Source organism: Kushneria phosphatilytica, from assembly GCF_008247605.1.
In the GTDB taxonomy this organism is placed as follows: domain Bacteria; phylum Pseudomonadota; class Gammaproteobacteria; order Pseudomonadales; family Halomonadaceae; genus Kushneria; species Kushneria phosphatilytica.
The window spans coordinates 497,710-513,671 of sequence record NZ_CP043420.1 but is presented as its reverse complement, the minus strand read 5'-3'; the positions used below and the strand labels follow the sequence as shown (position 1 = coordinate 513,671).

General features: G+C 60.2%; 16 protein-coding genes. 9 read left to right on the top strand and 7 right to left on the bottom strand.

Translation table 11 applies throughout. From position 1 onward, the window contains the following. Position 1: 1 nt before the first annotated feature. The 4 genes from FY550_RS02260 to thpD form a co-directional block, all read right to left on the bottom strand. On the bottom strand, positions 2-880 hold the full coding sequence (locus tag FY550_RS02260) for an SMP-30/gluconolactonase/LRE family protein (protein ID WP_070981329.1): 879 nt from the start codon (positions 878-880) through the stop codon (positions 2-4). A gap of 176 nt (positions 881-1,056) precedes the next feature. Then, complete coding sequence (ilvD, locus tag FY550_RS02255; protein WP_070981327.1) at positions 1,057-2,793, bottom strand: dihydroxy-acid dehydratase; 1,737 nt, start codon at positions 2,791-2,793, stop codon at positions 1,057-1,059. A gap of 217 nt (positions 2,794-3,010) precedes the next feature. Then, positions 3,011-3,691: a fumarylacetoacetate hydrolase family protein gene (locus FY550_RS02250; protein ID WP_070981864.1), complete on the bottom strand. Its 681-nt coding sequence runs from the start codon at positions 3,689-3,691 to the stop codon at positions 3,011-3,013. A 132-nt stretch (positions 3,692-3,823) separates the two neighbouring features. After that, positions 3,824-4,765 (bottom strand): ectoine hydroxylase, encoded by a 942-nt coding sequence (gene thpD / locus FY550_RS02245; protein WP_070981325.1) that lies wholly within the window; start codon positions 4,763-4,765, stop codon positions 3,824-3,826. Between the two features lie 396 nt (positions 4,766-5,161). Here thpD and FY550_RS02240 point away from each other — a divergent pair, with 396 nt between their 5' ends. From FY550_RS02240 to FY550_RS02210, 7 genes are all read left to right on the top strand, one after another. Continuing rightward, positions 5,162-6,250: an acyl-CoA dehydrogenase family protein gene (locus tag FY550_RS02240; RefSeq protein WP_199287835.1), complete on the top strand. Its 1,089-nt coding sequence runs from the start codon at positions 5,162-5,164 to the stop codon at positions 6,248-6,250. Continuing rightward, entirely contained in the window at positions 6,247-7,014 is a 768-nt protein-coding gene (locus tag FY550_RS02235; RefSeq protein ID WP_070981321.1) for a PIG-L deacetylase family protein, read from the top strand. Before FY550_RS02240 ends, FY550_RS02235 begins: the two co-directional genes overlap by 4 nt. Further along, a complete protein-coding gene (locus FY550_RS02230; protein ID WP_070981319.1) occupies positions 7,011-7,610 on the top strand; it encodes an SAM-dependent methyltransferase in 600 nt (199 codons plus the stop codon). Before FY550_RS02235 ends, FY550_RS02230 begins: the two co-directional genes overlap by 4 nt. Then, entirely contained in the window at positions 7,607-8,257 is a 651-nt protein-coding gene (locus tag FY550_RS02225) for a glycosyltransferase (protein WP_070981317.1), read from the top strand. The genes FY550_RS02230 and FY550_RS02225 overlap by 4 nt, the downstream gene beginning before the upstream one ends. Positions 8,258-8,377: 120 nt before the next feature. After that, positions 8,378-9,058, top strand: a complete 681-nt coding sequence (locus tag FY550_RS17160) for a C40 family peptidase (RefSeq protein ID WP_070981314.1) — start codon at positions 8,378-8,380, stop codon at positions 9,056-9,058. Positions 9,059-9,140: 82 nt separating this feature from the next. Further along, the gene (locus FY550_RS02215) at positions 9,141-9,899 is read left to right on the top strand and encodes a Crp/Fnr family transcriptional regulator (RefSeq protein ID WP_070981312.1); all 759 of its coding nucleotides are present in this window, start codon (positions 9,141-9,143) and stop codon (positions 9,897-9,899) included. A gap of 85 nt (positions 9,900-9,984) precedes the next feature. Further along, a complete protein-coding gene (locus FY550_RS02210; RefSeq protein WP_070981310.1) occupies positions 9,985-10,938 on the top strand; it encodes an aldo/keto reductase in 954 nt (317 codons plus the stop codon). Positions 10,939-11,016: 78 nt separating this feature from the next. Here the strand turns inward: FY550_RS02210 and FY550_RS02205 are convergent, their stop codons facing one another. From FY550_RS02205 to FY550_RS02195, 3 genes are all read right to left on the bottom strand, one after another. Continuing rightward, positions 11,017-11,406, bottom strand: coding sequence for a hypothetical protein (locus FY550_RS02205; RefSeq protein ID WP_070981307.1), 390 nt, complete (start codon positions 11,404-11,406; stop codon positions 11,017-11,019). Between the two features lie 123 nt (positions 11,407-11,529). After that, the gene (locus FY550_RS02200) at positions 11,530-11,925 is read right to left on the bottom strand and encodes a hypothetical protein (protein WP_070981305.1); all 396 of its coding nucleotides are present in this window, start codon (positions 11,923-11,925) and stop codon (positions 11,530-11,532) included. Positions 11,926-12,031: 106 nt separating this feature from the next. After that, on the bottom strand, positions 12,032-12,973 hold the full coding sequence (locus FY550_RS02195; RefSeq protein WP_084388274.1) for an AraC family transcriptional regulator: 942 nt from the start codon (positions 12,971-12,973) through the stop codon (positions 12,032-12,034). A 480-nt stretch (positions 12,974-13,453) separates the two neighbouring features. Between FY550_RS02195 and FY550_RS02190 the strand changes: the two genes are divergently transcribed. Both FY550_RS02190 and FY550_RS02185 read left to right on the top strand, forming a co-directional pair. After that, complete coding sequence (locus FY550_RS02190) at positions 13,454-14,500, top strand: NAD(P)-dependent alcohol dehydrogenase (RefSeq protein WP_070981302.1); 1,047 nt, start codon at positions 13,454-13,456, stop codon at positions 14,498-14,500. 21 nt (positions 14,501-14,521) lie between these two features. After that, on the top strand, positions 14,522-15,958 hold the full coding sequence (locus FY550_RS02185; protein WP_149054326.1) for an ABC transporter substrate-binding protein: 1,437 nt from the start codon (positions 14,522-14,524) through the stop codon (positions 15,956-15,958). Positions 15,959-15,962: the final 4 nt, after the last annotated feature.

Here is a 15,962-nt window from a genome sequence, read left to right as displayed (position 1 = left end):
TTCAGACGATTGAGTCCGGTGGAGTAAAGCGCGGTCTGAAGGCCGGCACTTCAGCGCCGGGTGTATCCCCTTCGAAGACGATCAGCCGCCCCGGCGACTGCTCGGTGGCCAGCAGGGTGACGAACACGGTGGTCATGTCGGGGCCACCAAAGCAGGGCATCGAGGGCTTCGCCCAGGGCAGTTGTATACGCTCGAGCAGCTGCCCCTCACCATCCAGCAGGTTGAGCCAGCTGGCCGAGACACCAGCACTCCAGTAGCGATCAAGAGTGTCCATGGCGGCGCCATCAGGACGACCGTCTTCCTCGCCAAGATGACATAACCGGCGAGGCTCGCCCGGATGACCGTACTCATCGCAATCAAGGCACTGCAGGTACTGACCCCGACTGTCGGAGTGAAATACCCGGCGACCATTCGTCGACCACGCCAGGCCATTGGACGTTTTCAGGCCGGTAAGCACTGTCCGGCACTCCCCTTCCGGAGAGAAGCGGTAGAGTCCGGCTTCGGGCTCACCGTCGTAGTTCATGGTGCCGAACCAGAAATGGCCATCGGCACCGACCTTGCCGTCATTGATGCGATTACGCGTTTTGCCGGGTTCGGGATCGTGCAGAAAGGCAAGCTGCTCGGTGCGGGTATCGAACCAGTAAAGTCCACTGGACAGGCCGACGATAAAACGATGCTCATCGATCAGCGCAAAGCAGCCGAGTGGTTCGGGCAGGGTCCATATTTCCCGGCGGCGCTCGCGGTGATACCAGCGGTTAAGTGTACCGGCCGGAATATCGACGAAGAACAGTGACTGACTGGGCGCATGCCAGACAGGACATTCAGGGATTTCCAGGCCCTCGACCAGGACCTCACATTCGACAGCGCGGTGCGATGACATGGGCTTGTCTCATCAGGAACCGGCCACCCGCCGATCCACTTGTTCAATTTGAGGTATGACAACATACAACCATGCCATCAGGGCTTATGAACTACCACCCGACTTTCGCTGTGCCATCCTCAACGAAAACGGCGCCCCGAAGGGCGCCGTGGCATCACAGGCATACTGTCTGAGTCTTACAGCGATTCGCCCAGTGCATCCGGCAGATCGGTGACCGCTCCGAGCGAAGCCGAGCTGACCGTGCGTGCGTATTTGGCCATCGCACCACGGGTATAGCGCGGTTTCGGCCGCTGCCAGGCATCGCGACGCCGAGCCATCTCCTCATCACTGATATGCAGGGTCATGACATCATCTTCGGCATCGATGGTGATCTCGTCACCATCCTCGATCAGCGCAATCGGGCCGCCATTGAATGCCTCAGGCGTCACATGACCAACCACAAAGCCATGACTGCCACCGGAGAAGCGACCATCCGTGATCAGCGCGACCTCGCTGCCCAGTCCGCGACCCATGATCGCTGAAGTCGGGGTCAGCATTTCACGCATGCCGGGGCCGCCTTTCGGCCCTTCGTAGCGAATCACCACCACGTCACCGGCCACAACGGTCAGATCGTTGATGCGTGCCTGAGCCTCTTCCTCGGAATTGAACACCCGTGCCGTGCCGGTAAACCGGGTCCCCTCCTTGCCGGTAATCTTGGCGACCGCGCCTTCCGGTGCAAGATTGCCGTAGAGAATACGCAGGTGGCTCTGGGATTTGATCGGGCGATCCAGCGGGGCAATGATCTGCTGATCATCCGGATAAGGCTCAACGTCGGCGAGGTTTTCAGCCAGCGTTTTGCCGGTCACGGTCAGGCAGTCGCCGTGCAGCAGACCGGCATCGAGCAGATTCTTCATCAGCGGCTGAATGCCACCGATCGCCACCAGTTCGCTCATCATGTAATGGCCACTCGGCCGCAGGTCAGCGACCACCGGCACGCGCTTGCCAAGCTCGGTAAAGTCATCAAGCGAGAGCTCGACGCCGATGGTGTTGGCAATTGCCAGCAGGTGCAGCACGGCATTGGTCGAGCCACCCAGCGCAATGACCACGGTAATCGCATTCTCGAATGCCTTGCGGGTCATGATGTCCGACGGCTTGATGTTCTGCTTCAGCAGGTTCATCACGGCGGCCCCGGCAGCCCGGCTGTCATCCTGCTTGTTCTGCGACACGGCATTTTGCGCCGAAGAGTTGGGCAGGCTCATCCCCATCGCCTCGATGGCGGAGGCCATGGTGTTGGCGGTATACATGCCACCGCACGAACCCGGTCCGGGGATAGCGGTTTCCTCGATCCGCTTGACGTCGATCAGATCCATTTTCCCCTGCGAGTGCGCGCCCATCGCCTCGAACACCGAGACGATATCGGTATGCCCCTCGCCGGGCAGGATAGTACCGCCATAAACGAAGATACCCGGACGATCGAGCCGCGCCAGCCCCATCATGCAACCGGGCATGTTCTTGTCGCAGCCACCGATTGCAACCACGCCATCAAAGCCCTCACAGCCGGAGACCGCTTCGATGGAGTCGGCGATGATCTCGCGCGAGATCATCGAGTACTTCATGCCCTCGGTGCCGTTGGCAATGCCATCACTGATGGTAATGGTGTTGAACACCACGCCCTTGCCGCCAGCCTCATCGGCGCCATCGCTGGCCGCATCCGCCAGCACATTGATGTGGCTGTTGCAGGGCGTCACCCGGCTCCAGGTGGAGGCCACGCCGATCTGAGGCTTGCGGAAATCCTCGTCGGTGAAGCCGACGGCGCGCAGCATGGCGCGACTTGCTGCCTTGCCGGGGCCATCGACTACCGGGCCGGAGTGACGGCGAGTGTGATCATCGGGATCGCGTTGCGGCGGGTACTGGGGATCTTCATTCTGGCTCATCGGTCGCTAACCTGGTCGTCTGATCCGCGCGAGCGGAAGAAAACATTCGAAACTGCGGGTGAACTGCGAGTCGGCGTCCATCCCCCGGATCGGCAGGGAATGTCGGCGCGAGCGATGCGCGGGTAGCGCGGCGTGATGGTCAGGCACCACGACGTTGACAATAGTATACGCCTTTCAGAGCCTGAAGGGTGACTTAAGCCGAGCGTTTTCCGACACTTCAGGGCGTTGTGCCAGCCACGGTGCGGGTGGTGACAGCCAGCGCAGCGCCGAGCTCAAGTGTCAGCTCGGCATTGGTCGGCAACTCTCCGACGCCTTCCGGCGTGCCGGTGAGAATGACATCACCCGGCTCGAGCGTGAAGCTTCGCGACATTTCTGCCAGCAGGGCAGGCACATCGAACAGCATCAGCGACGTATCTCCCTGCTGGCGCAGTTCGCCATCAATGGCCATTGAGAAACGCAGCTGCTGCCAGGCCACATCCCTGCCCTCCACCGGCACGAAATCAGACAGCGGACAGGCACCATCGAACCCCTTGGCGCGCTCCCAGGGGTGCCCCTGGCGCTTGAGATCGGTCTGTACGTCGCGCAGGGTCAGATCGAGCGCCAATCCCATGCCGACAATCGCATCCAGCGTCTGTTCGGGCGTGGCGCAGCGCAGCGGCTGACCGATCAGCAATGCCAGCTCGGTTTCGAAGTGTACTGCCCCCTGCCCGCTCGGCACCCGCACCGGCTCGCCCAGTTCGACTGCGCTGGTTGCCGGCTTGATGAAGAGCAGCGGCATCGTCGGCACTTCATTATCGAGCTCGCGAGCATGGGCGGCGTAGTTGCGCCCGATACAGACGATCTTGCCGAGATCGCGGCCGACCGGGCGGCCATCGGTGAACCTGAGCGGAAAGGCCATGAACGGATGCTCCTGAATGGAAAGCATCCAATGTAGCGCCTGACAGGCACGCAACGAAATACGGCGGCAGCCCGAGGCTGACGCCGTTTCATTGCGTGATCGCCTGCTTGTGCGATCGTCAGTGTCGGAGGCTTACAGGTCGCGCCAGCGTTGATCCGGCGTGTGAGCCAGAAAATCCGGGCGTTGTTTCTTCGCCCCGAAAGGCTCCTGCATGGCGTTATCGCGCCGATTGAAGACAAAGAAGATGTTACTGCGCGGATCGGGCGACATGTTGGCATTCGAGCCATGCATGGTGTTGCAGTCGAACAGCAACAACCCACCGGCCTTGCCCTTGGGGGCCTGAATGCCGTTGCGCTCGATCAGCCTGGCCAGCACTTCCTTGCTCGGCACCCCGGCTTCCTGCTTTTTCAGCGAGCTCTTGTAGTTGTCGTCCGGTGTTTCACCAAGCGACGGGATGAACGCCTGATGCGACCCCGGGACCAGCATCAGCGGACCGTTGAATTCGTGGTTATCCGTCAGCACGATCGAGGCGCTGATCGCCCCCATCCGCGGCATGCCATCCTCGGCGTGCCAGGTTTCGAAATCCGAGTGCCAGTCAAACCCCTTGCCCTCGAACCCGGGCTTGTAGTTGACCCGGCTCTGATGAACATACACCTCGTCACCGAGGATCTGACGCACCGAATCAACCAGTTTCGGATCCTCGGTCAGCTTGTGAAACTTCTGCGACAGAAAGTGCACCGCAAACAGTGAACGGATTTCATCGCTGGAAGGCTCGGTGACGGTGAAGTCGCGGTTGCGATAGTCATCACGCGCCAGCAGGGCATCCAGTTCACGCCGATACTCTTCCACTTCCTGTTCATCGAGGAAGCCCGGAATGAAGAGAAAACCGTTTTTTTCGAATTCGGTGAGCTGTTCTTCGCTCAGCGGCCCGTCAAGGTGACGACCGCGCACCACCTCATCGTGGCGCTTGAGCCAGGAAACCCCCATCGACTCACTCAGGCGAGTGGGATAAAGATCCTCGCGCTGATCCTGTGCAAATTTCTGCTCGTTATATCTCGCGTTTACCTGTGCCATGACATCATCTCCGGATGTATGTGTGGCCCGACAGCTCCATGCCCTCGGGAACCGGCGCCGAACATTGCTCGGCGCCCGTAATGTTCAATTTTCAATGGCAAGCCTCATCCTGGACCAAATAACTCCTGATGCAACCCGATAACGATAGATGCTCCCTATCGTCCCGAATTTCGCAACCTGTGTTGTCCTTTTCGTCTACAACCAAGGTCCAGGGCCCGTTGTTTAACCTTGATCAAGTTGTCCATTATTTTGACCAACCTATCTGCTTTCCATGGTCAGTGCAGCCCGATCCTTTCCTGACATTCGTAATGATTTGTGCCGGCTTGATGGAGGTAATGGAAACCTTCCGGCAGCCGGTCCATCCTGGTAACAACATCAGTGGCACAGGACGTGCACGTGAATCACTCGATCAAGGGATCAGGGATGGATCCGGATCGGCCGGACAGTGAGCTGAGCGAGCCTGCCGAGACAGCGGCCGAGCTCAATGAGCGACTGTCCCGGCTGATCTCACGCAACGCCGATCGATTACCGCTACCGGGCCATGGCCAAACGCTGGCACGCTGGCGGGTGCTGGCAGGGATCGCTGAATGTGACCTGGCGCTGGTCAAGCTGTACGAAGGACATACCGATGCGCTGGCGATTCTCGCCGAGCATGGTGCAGAGTCACTCGCGGAGCACCAGTCGCGCTGGGGCATGTGGGCTGCCGAGCCGCCCTTTGCCCGGGTCATGGTGACTGCAGCGGACGGCAAGCCTCTTCCGATCGATCAAACGGCTCACAGCGATGACACCCTCTATCTGACGGGCACCAAGGCGTGGTGTTCCGGCGCCACCGGTGTCTCGCATGCCCTGCTTACCGCCTGGCAGGGCGAGCATCAGCGACTGGTCGCGGTAGAGATGGATCAGCCGGGCATCGAAGTGACCGATACCGGCTGGGCGGCCATCGGCATGGCACCGACTGCCAGCGTGGAAGTGAGATTTCACGGTGCTCAGGGCAGACTGGTAGGCCCCCCTGGCGGCTATCTCGAGCGCCCCGGCTTCTGGCAGGGCGGCGCCGGTATTGCTGCCTGTTGGTTAGGCGGGGCCCGACGCCTGGGCCGCATTCTGCATGACAAGGCCACTCGGGGAGGAGATGCTCACCTGATGGCGCATCTGGGCGCGGTCGATCGTGCACTGGATGCCGGCGCTGCGATCTTGCGTCAGGCGGCGACATGGATCGATACCCACCCACACGCCAACGCTCGACTGGTCGCCACCCGTACTCGTACCAGCATCGAACACATGGCCGAAGATGTGATCAGTCACTGCAGTCGGGCACTGGGGGCCGGGCCCTTCTGCCGCGATCCGGCTTTTGCCCGCTTCATGGCAGATCTGCCGGTCTACCTGCGTCAGAGTCATGCAGAGCGCGATCTCGAATCACTCGGCCGGGCGCTGGCCGAACAAAGCGATCCGGGTGATGGTGAAACACCCGGTGGGTGGCGTTTGTGAACAACTCATACAGTGATGATCGCCGCATTGAAGGTATCGGTACGCCGGCCGAAACCTGGCAGCAGTGGCCCGGACTCGCGGCGTTACCGGAACTCCACGCTGACAGGCTGATTCCCCCTGGCCAACGCGCCGTGATCGTTGCCCCCCATCCGGATGATGAAGTACTGGGCTGCGCCGGGCTGATGATGCAGCTGGCTCTGCTGGACCGGCCGCAAACGCTGATAGCGGTTACCGACGGTACCGGCAGTCATCCCGGCTCGACACGGTGGCCGCCACAACGACTCGCCCACGAACGGCCGGAAGAGAGTGCCAGGGCACTGGCTGCGCTGGGGTTGTCGAGTGTCCCGGTCACTCGTCTGGACCTGCCCGACACCATGGTTGCCGAGCATGAAGACACTCTGGTCAAACAGTTGCTGACACAACTGAGTCCTGACGATGTTCTACTGACCACCTGGCGCGGCGACGGTCACCCCGATCATGAGGCTACCGGCCGCGCCTGTGCTCGCGCTGTCGAAGCTGTCGGCTGTCGCATGCTCGAACTCCCCATCTGGACCTGGCACTGGGCGCATCCCGATGATCATCGGGTGCCCTGGCAGCGCGCCGGGCAACTCCCCCTGACCGATTATCAGCAGCGTCTCAAGCATCTGGCCATCACCTGTCATGCCAGTCAGCTCGATGCCGATGAGACGACCGGCCATGGGCCGGTGCTGAGCAGGCATACGCTCGAACGCCTGCTGCGTCCTGTCGAGGTCATCCTGCAATGACATTTCATATCGAGACCTTCGAACATCTGCACGCCGAACAGGACGATCCCTGGGGCTACGAACGCTACTGGTACGAGCAGCGCAAGCGTCAGTTAACGCTGGCGATGCTGACTCGCCCCCGCTACACCCATGCCTTCGAACCCGGCTGTTCGATCGGCGTACTGACCCGCGCACTGGCCGAACGCTGTGATCGACTGCTGTGCAGCGATGCCAGCGAGGCTGCTCTGGCAGCAGCCCATCAGCGCCTGCGCGATCTGCCCAATGTCACGCTGGAGCAACAGGCGCTACCACAGGAGTGGCCAGCGGCACAGTTCGATCTGATCGTCTTCAGCGAGCTGGGTTACTACCTTGACTATCCGGCGCTGATCGAACTGATCGGCTGCATGCGAAAATCCCTGACCGCCGATGGCGAATTGCTGGCCTGTCACTGGCGCCATCCCATCGCTGGAGGCGCGCTCGATGGTGATGGCGTGCATGCCCTGCTCGATGACAGGCTTGGCCTGACCCGACTGGCAGAACACCGGGAGCCGGATCTGATCATGAGCCTTTGGTCACGCGATAAACGCTCCCCTGCCCGGCGCGAGGGGCTGGCATGATCGGTATCGTGGTACCGGCTCACAACGAGCAGGCGCTGCTGGATGACTGCCTGCTTGCCCTGATCAGAGCGGCCATGCATCCGGCCCTGCTGGGCGAAGCAGTACGCATCATGGTCGTGCTCGACGCCTGCAGCGACGCCTCGGCTCGAGTGGTCGCCGCTCATGAAGGGGTCATGACCCTCGAAATGAATGATGGCAATGTCGGGCGGGCGCGCCATGCCGGCGCGCTGCAATTGCTCGAAGCAGGGGCGCGGTGGCTGGCCTTTACCGATGCCGATAGTCGTGTCAGTGCCGATTGGCTCTCGGTACAGCTTGCCAGTCCAGGTGATGTGATCTGTGGCAGCGTGCGACTGGATGGCTGGGACGACATGCCGCGGGCGCTGCGTCAGCGCTATCTCGCCGAACGCCGGCTGGTCACCGCAAACCGGCACATTCACGGCGCCAACATGGGGGTCAGCGCCGATGCCTATCGCGCCGTCGGGGGCTTTGCCCCCCTCAGCGCGCATGAGGACGTCCGGCTGATTCAGGCGCTGATGGCAGCCGGGTTTCATGTGCACTGGGCCCCGGAACTGCGGGTAATGACCAGTGCACGCCTTGAGGCCAGAGCCCCCGAGGGCATGGGCACGCTACTGAACTCTCTACAGTAGCGTCAGGCACGAAACCGCACAGCAGGGCGCTGACAAATTCGTCACCATGAGGCCAATCGCTCGCTCATTGCCCAGCGATTCAAACTGTCATGCCCCGAGGTCATCGAGGCTTACTCGCTCATGTCGACTCTGTTTACCGTGCTCTCCGCCATGGTTGCGCTGATGCTGTGCGCCTTTTCCGCGCAGGCCAGCCCCGGTGACGATTTCAATCGTGCCGCAGCGCCCAAACCCAGTCATCTGATCCAGCCGGAGCATGGCACCGCCAGTGAGTTGCGTGCCCGTCGGATGCGCGAGCGCCATGGTGGCGCGCGCGCGGGTGGTCATGCCACGGCCAGCGCGACACCGCCCACCTACAAGAATTATCCCTCCTTCCCGAAAAACGTGGATAACAACGTATCGCACGCACTCAAGCTGGCTGTGGGTACGCTGCGAGAGCAGCTGGGCAAACCCTATCTGTGGGGAGGCAGCTCGCCGGGAGATGGCTTCGACTGCAGCGGTCTGGTCTATTACGCCTATCGCGATCTGCTGGAAATCCGACTGCCGCGCACCGCCAATACCATGTATCACCTGAAGGATGCACCACTGGTCGGTCGTCATGAGCTCGAGCGCGGCGATCTGGTGTTCTTTGCCATCCATACTCGCCGTGCCGCTGATCATGTGGGTGTCTATCTGGGTGAGGGCCGCTTCATCCAAGCGCCGCGCACCGGTGAAACGATTCGCATCAGTTCACTGCACAATGACTACTGGACTCGCCATTATCTGGGCGCGCGACGACTGCTGACCCAGGCGACGGTGCGCTGAAGCGGTTTCATGCGGCGGTTGCCATGCCCGAGGCAACCCACCAGAATTGAGCCCCCCTGCATCGGTCCCGGAGAGAATGGCGATGTCCGAACATACCAGCTGCATGGTGCGTCACTTCATGCACTATGCCGATCTCGACAAGAAAGAGATTGACCTGCTCGATACCCTGGAGCGTTCGCCGGAACATCTCACCCCGGGCGAAGTATTGTGGCTGGAAGGCACCTCTGCCGATGAGCTGGCCGTGGTCAGTCAGGGCTGGGCCTACAGCTTTTACAGTCTCGAGGATGGCACCCGCCTGATTCTGGATATCTACCTGCCCGGGGATGTGATCGGGCTACGCGAATTTGCCACTTCAGAACACCTGGCCAGCGTGGAAACCATCACCGAGTGCACCATCTGTCGTTTTCCACACAAGCATCTGACTGACGTCTTTCAGCAGTCCAGTAAACTGACGCGCGTCTTTTTCGCAGTGGCATCGACCCAGCAATCGATTCTGGTCGAACGCATGATCAATCTTGGACGACGTGACGCGGTGGGCAAGATCGCGCATTTCCTTTGTGAAATGCATACTCGCCTCCAGCGGACCAATGATGACCTGCACGGCCAGTTCCGCCTGCCGCTCTCCCAGCAAATGCTGGCTGATATCATGGGCCTCTCGGCAGTACACGTCAGTCGGGTGTTCTCCCAGTTGCGCAATGAGGCGCTGGTCGAGCGCGAACGCCACCGCATTCGCATTCCCGATCTGGAGCGTCTGATCCAGTTCGCCGGGTTCAATCACAACTACCTTGGCACCCGCGCCATTATCCAGAACCGCGACCAGGACCATTTCGGAGCGACCTGACAATTCGCCAGCTTCCCACTGAGGTGTCTACGCTGACACTTTGACATTGCGTTCACATGCATGCGCAATCCGACAGGGAGTTGGTATGGAACAACGCAAACCGGGTAACACCACACTCACAACGGCACCATTGATTTTCGGTGGTAACGTGTTCGGTTGGACGCTCAACGATCAGGAATCGTTCGACATGATCGATGCCTGGCTGGATGCCGGCTACAACGCCATTGATACCGCGGATTTCTATTCTCGCTGGGCTGAGGGACACAGTGGCGGCGAATCGGAAGCGGTACTGGGTCGCTACTTCCGCCAGCGCGGCAATCGTGATCGCATCATGCTGACCAGCAAGGTGGGCATGGACCTGGGCGATGGCAAAAAAGGGCTCGGTAAAGAGCGCATCATGCACGCCATCGAACAATCGCTGCAGCGTTTGCAAACCGACTATCTCGATCTCTATCTGTCACACAGGGACGACCCGGATACCCCGCTGGAAGAGACGCTGGACGCCTACATGCGGCTGATCGAACAGGGCAAGGTGCGCTATATCGGTGCCTCCAATTATACCGGCGCTCGTCTCGAGGAGGCCCTGGACATCAGCCAGCGTCAGGCCCTGCCCCGCTACGAAGTCCTCCAGCCCTTCTATAACCTCTATGATCGTTTCGATTACGAGCAGGATCTGGCACCGGTCGCTCGCAAACATGGAATCGGCGTTACCCCCTACTTTTCACTGGCCAGTGGTTTCCTGACGGGCAAGTACCGCTCACGCGAGGATGCCCGGGGCAAGTCCCGCGAGCAGTTCGTCGACAAGTATTTCGATGAGCGAGGCATGCGAATTCTCGATGCCCTGGACAGCGTTGCCGAACGCCTTGATGCCTCACCGGCCTCGGTATCGCTCGCCTGGCTGATGGCCCAGCCCACGGTGACTGCACCGATCGTCAGTGCCACCTCGGCCAACCAGCTGGCGCAGTTGCGCAAGGCAACCGAGATCACCCTCGATGATGACGCGCTCGATCAGCTCAATCAGGCCAGTGCCGAGCGCTGACCTTTTAAAAATGCCTCAATAAAAAAACCGCCTCCTGGAGAGGCGGTTTTTTCAGCTCGATCAGACAGTGTGGCACGGTTACTTTTTCGGCTGACCACGCGCCTTGATATCTTCAAAGTGCGGCTTGCCCTGCTGATCTACATGGCACTCCACCACGTAGATGGCATTGCCCTCACCCTGCAGGTTAACCACCAGCGGGTACTCATGCCCTGACTTGTAATCACCGGCATTGGTTTCCAGCACCGCCAGGCCCTGGATATCCTCCTGATTCGGACGGTTTTTGGCCGTATCCAGACACTGAGCGACAAGCTCAGGGTGGGGCTGCTGCTGCGTACTTCGCGCCTGCTGGTTTTCAGGGCGCTGCTGTTGCCCGCTTTCATCCTGAGACTGGGCCAGCACGTTGCCGGCACTCATCGTCATGCCTATTCCCAGCGCGGCACTCACCATCCATTGGCGAAGTGAGGTCATCCGATTCTCCTCTGACAGGATGTTCACCCATCAGTGTAGATAAACTGATGACAGCTCACCCGCTCGAGTTCGTGACCCTCCGCCCGAACGAGCAGCGGATTGTTGTACGTCACGGCTGGAAAGTCAGGCGTTATCGTTGGCAGAGTGCCGAGCCTGTCCCGCGTTTTCGTCCTCGGCAAGGCGCTCCACGGCAGTAATGACCTTGCCCATCTCTTCATCAAACAGCTTGCGCTGCTGAGCGTAAAAGTGACGGGTCGAGGAGGCGCCATAGTGCCCCCTGGCATGATGATTGAACTGACGCTCGAGCTGATCGGCGTGATATTTCAGCCGTTCGGCCAGATAACCGGCCTCGCCCTGACGGCAAAGTACATCCATCAATGCCCGCACTTCCACGTTGAGCAGATAGAGCTGACGTACATTACGCGCCTGAACTTCCTGACGGGTCGACAGGTTGTCATCCAGCAGGCGAATGTCATCAAGCTGGCAGCAGGGGGTCTCATGGCCATGTGATTCACTCATGACACGTTTCTCCGAGCAGAGCATTACCCCGTCAGAGTAACACTGCTGCTACAGGGCGCGGCTTCCACCTTGGTCCCATGGCATGCGGGGCAGTGTCGCACCCACCTCAACCCGCACGTCGTCGATCCCCCTGGTCTGCAATGTGCTGTTGATATTCGCGGGGCGTCATACCCTTCAGGCAGCGGAAATGACGATTGAAGTTGGAGAGATTGTTATATCCCACCCGAAAGCAGATATCCGACACCGAGTACTGCCCCTCCATCAGCAGCCGACAGGCCTGATTGATCCTGACACGCCGCAGAAACTCCACAAAGGTATTGCCCGTGGCGCGTTTGAACAATCGGGAAAAGTTCGAGGGCAGCATGTCATGGCATGCAGCGAGATCCGACATGCGCAGATCCTCGCTGAAACGGTTGTGAATGTGCCGCAGCACACCATCAATCTGTTCGGGAAAGGTCCCCTGCAATTCGTGACGATAGCCGGGGCTGGCCAGCGGGCGATAGTCGCAGCCGGCAAGATCGTGCAGCAATGTCAGCATGGTCAACAATCGCCGGGAGTGTGACTGCTCCCCCATGCTCTCAAGCAGATGAGCGCTCTGTTCGGCCTGCTCCCCCTCGAAGACCAGCCCACGAGAAGCCTCCCGGATCATCGGCCGCAAACAGTTGAGTTCCGGGCAGAGCAGTATCATGTGATCAAGCCAGTCTTCGCGAAACTGCAGGACCACATCACGCTCACGAACCACCGGACGTTGCGCATCGGCATCACTGAACCAGGCATGAGGCAGATTGGGCCCCACCAGCACCAGATTACCCGGTCCGAAACGCCCGACATGATCACCGACAAAATAGCTGCCCCGTGAGTAACGGATCAGATGCAGCTCGAACTCCGGATGATAATTCCACTTCGCCAGCGGCGAGGGAAAATCATGGCAGTGCCAGTAGAAGCTGAATGCAGGGTCCTGTTCGACATTCTCGAAAACGGGAGTGCCAAGCTGGACCTCGTCCACCGGTATGCTGTCTCCGAATGTCTGAGAATGAGCCATGCTCATCTTTTTTTCTCCACTGCAGTCGATACTGCGCCACAGCCTAGCCCGCGCGACGCGTCGGCTACATGCTCATGACACCCCTGCCATGAGCTGCTGATCACCGTCGCCGTCGCACAACGGCTACGGCCCTGCCATTAGCGTATGAAAACACCCAGCCATGCACCTGGCCATTGGTCTTCCGTTGGTTCCGGGCAGTAGCCCACGGCTGGCAAAGTCATGTTGCCGGGCTACACCGGGCATTCTTTGGTCGCAAGCATTCAATCCTGCACACCCGGTCATCCTCCGCTGCCTTGTCTGTAGCCCTGATCTGATGCGGTCTGGCGCCCTTTCGGTAACGCTCTGCAAAAAAGTATCAGTGTCCTGCAATTTCTGCGCTAGCGAGACCACTCGCAACCTATTTAGGTTGCGTCATGAAAAGCCCCGCAGTGGCGGGGCGTGAGGATCATCCTGCAATCGCTCCATTGATCAGGTGGACGGAGAGCCATGAACGCCAAGGCACTGGTACTGGAAAAGCAGCACGAACTGGCCCTGAGGGAAATCGACCTGCCCGACCAGGTGGGGGACGATGATGTCCGCGTGCGCATTCATACGGTGGGTATCTGCGGCAGCGATGTGCACTACTATACCCATGGCCGAATCGGGCCCTTCGTGGTGAACGAGCCGATGGTGCTGGGTCACGAAGCTTCCGGCACGATCGTTGAAGTCGGCCGCAATGTGTCACATCTTGCCGTGGGCGACCGCGTCTGTATGGAGCCGGGTATTCCCGACCTCTCTTCGCGTGCGTCAAAACTCGGCGTCTACAACGTCGATCCGGCCGTTCGCTTCTGGGCGACCCCGCCCATTCATGGCTGTCTGACCCCGGAAGTGATTCATCCCGCCGCCTTTACCTTCCGTCTGCCCGACTCGGTCTCCTTTGCCGAAGGGGCCATGGTCGAACCGTTTGCCATCGGCATGCAGGCTGTTGCACGTGCCGATGTTCAGGCCGGCGATGTGTGTGTGGTCACCGGTGCCGGGCCCATCGGTCTGATGGTCGCTCTGGCCGCGCTGGCAGACGGTGCCAGCGAAGTACTGGTCTCCGATCTGGTCGATGAAAAGCTCGCCATCGCCGATGGCTACGAGGGCATCACCCCGGTCAACGTGTCGCGTGATTCACTGCGCGATGCCGTTAGCCGACGCTGTGGCGAAGACTGGGGGGCCGATGTCGTGTTCGAAGCCAGTGGCAGCCCGAAGGTCTATGACGACCTGCTCGCCTGCGCCAGGCCGGCCGGCACCATTGTTCTGGTCGGCATGCCGGTGGAGCCGGTGACCTTCGATGTCGTCGCCGCCCAAGCAAAGGAGCTGCACATCGAAACCGTCTTCCGTTACGCCAATGTCTACGATCGCGCCATTGCCCTGATGGCCTCGGGCAAGGTCGATCTCAAGCCGCTGGTATCGGGCACCTTTCCCTTCGAGCGCAGTGTGGAAGCCTTCGAGCGTGCCGCAGCCGGACACGCCGAAGACGTCAAGCTGCAGATCACCCTGGATGAATGACGGGCCACAAGGAGTACAACCATGAGCTATCAATTCGGACGCAGGGATTTTCTCAAGGGCCTGGGCGGCATGGCCGGGCTGTCATTGATGGGCGCCGGCGCCTGGCGCACCGCTCTTGCCAGCCAGATGGGATCGAGTGAAGCCTGGCAGCAGGCCAGCGGCACAACGCTGCAGTTCATTTCCGAGAACACTCCCCCCACCTCGGCGATTGCAGCCAATCTGGAGCCCTTCAAAAAGCTGACCGGAATCAACGTCAATATCACCGAGATGCAGCTGGGGGCGCTGGTACAAAAGGTCGCCCTGGATTTCGGCTCCGGTCGCAGCGCCTACGACATCATCTACGCCGACCCCTACCAGGTCGTTGCGCCCTATCATCAGGGACTGGTGGATCTGAATCGTTTCATCGGCGACGACAGCCTGCCGTCCATTCCAAAGGGCGTGGATGATTTCATTCCCACCCAGTTGGCCGCCGCCGGTCGCTTTGGCAATCGCGAAGAGCTCTACACCCTGCCCTACGATTGCCCGACGATGATCTGGATTTACCGCAAGGATCTGTTCGACAAGTATCACGATCAGATGCAGCAGGATCTGGGCTTTGCTCCTACCCCTTCGGCCGATACCACCTGGGAGCAGTACTACCAGATCGCCAAATGGTTCAACGGCGATACTGCCAGTGAAGTCAAATACGGCACCGGTCACCAGGCGCAGCAATATGACTCGCTGATGTGTGACTTCTCCAATGTGCTGTTTGCCTACGGTGGCGACTATTTCGCCAACGGTCAGCAGGTCGGTCTCATCGGCACCGACGACCCGGGCCCCTGCCAGCTAGAAAACGATGCCTCGATGGCCGCCGCGGAGTTCTACCGCAAGTTGCTGAAAATAGCCCATCCTGGCAGTACCAGCTGGGACTGGACCGGTGTGGCCAACGCCTTCCAGAACGGTGAGTTCGCGATGATGCCGGAGTGGCACGAGTTTGCCGGATCACTCGAAAGCTCCGATCTCAAGGGCAAGGTTGGCTATGCGCCACTGCCAAAAGGCCCGGCACGCAGTGCCAACCTCTGGGGAGGTACCGGCATCGGCATCAACGCCAATGCCTCCGAAGATGTCCAAAAGGCCGCCTGGCTGTTTCTGGTCTGGGCCACTTCTCCACAGACTCAGCTGGCCGGTCTGAAGAGCGATGTTGGCGGCGGGACACCGACCCGGCAGTCGGTTTACGACATGCCCGAGGTCAAAAAGGCCAGCCATCCACCGACCGACATGCCCAACATGCTCACCGCCGATACCATGCTGACCGCCTGGCAGGATGATCATATCGGGCTGCGACCGAAAATCCCGCAGTGGAACGAGGTCGATACGGTCATCTTCACGCAGCTCTCGAAGATGCTGGCCGGTCAGCAGGATGCTGCTCAGACCATGAAACTGGCCAAACAGCGCATCGACCGGATTGTGGGAGCCTGAGCCC

Bases quoted from the DNA above. Each gene is read 5' to 3' on its own strand.
- FY550_RS02260 (WP_070981329.1), bottom strand. From the start codon at position 880: ATGTCATCGCACCGCGCTGTCGAATGTGAGGTCCTGGTCGAGGGCCTG.
- ilvD (WP_070981327.1), bottom strand. From the start codon at position 2,793: ATGAGCCAGAATGAAGATCCCCAGTACCCGCCGCAACGCGATCCCGAT.
- FY550_RS02250 (WP_070981864.1), bottom strand. From the start codon at position 3,691: ATGGCCTTTCCGCTCAGGTTCACCGATGGCCGCCCGGTCGGCCGCGAT.
- thpD (WP_070981325.1), bottom strand. From the start codon at position 4,765: ATGGCACAGGTAAACGCGAGATATAACGAGCAGAAATTTGCACAGGAT.
- FY550_RS02230 (WP_070981319.1), top strand. From the start codon at position 7,011: ATGACATTTCATATCGAGACCTTCGAACATCTGCACGCCGAACAGGAC.
- FY550_RS02225 (WP_070981317.1), top strand. From the start codon at position 7,607: ATGATCGGTATCGTGGTACCGGCTCACAACGAGCAGGCGCTGCTGGAT.
- FY550_RS17160 (WP_070981314.1), top strand. From the start codon at position 8,378: ATGTCGACTCTGTTTACCGTGCTCTCCGCCATGGTTGCGCTGATGCTG.
- FY550_RS02215 (WP_070981312.1), top strand. From the start codon at position 9,141: ATGTCCGAACATACCAGCTGCATGGTGCGTCACTTCATGCACTATGCC.
- FY550_RS02210 (WP_070981310.1), top strand. From the start codon at position 9,985: ATGGAACAACGCAAACCGGGTAACACCACACTCACAACGGCACCATTG.
- FY550_RS02205 (WP_070981307.1), bottom strand. From the start codon at position 11,406: ATGACCTCACTTCGCCAATGGATGGTGAGTGCCGCGCTGGGAATAGGC.
- FY550_RS02200 (WP_070981305.1), bottom strand. From the start codon at position 11,925: ATGAGTGAATCACATGGCCATGAGACCCCCTGCTGCCAGCTTGATGAC.
- FY550_RS02195 (WP_084388274.1), bottom strand. From the start codon at position 12,973: ATGAGCATGGCTCATTCTCAGACATTCGGAGACAGCATACCGGTGGAC.
- FY550_RS02190 (WP_070981302.1), top strand. From the start codon at position 13,454: ATGAACGCCAAGGCACTGGTACTGGAAAAGCAGCACGAACTGGCCCTG.
- FY550_RS02185 (WP_149054326.1), top strand. From the start codon at position 14,522: ATGAGCTATCAATTCGGACGCAGGGATTTTCTCAAGGGCCTGGGCGGC.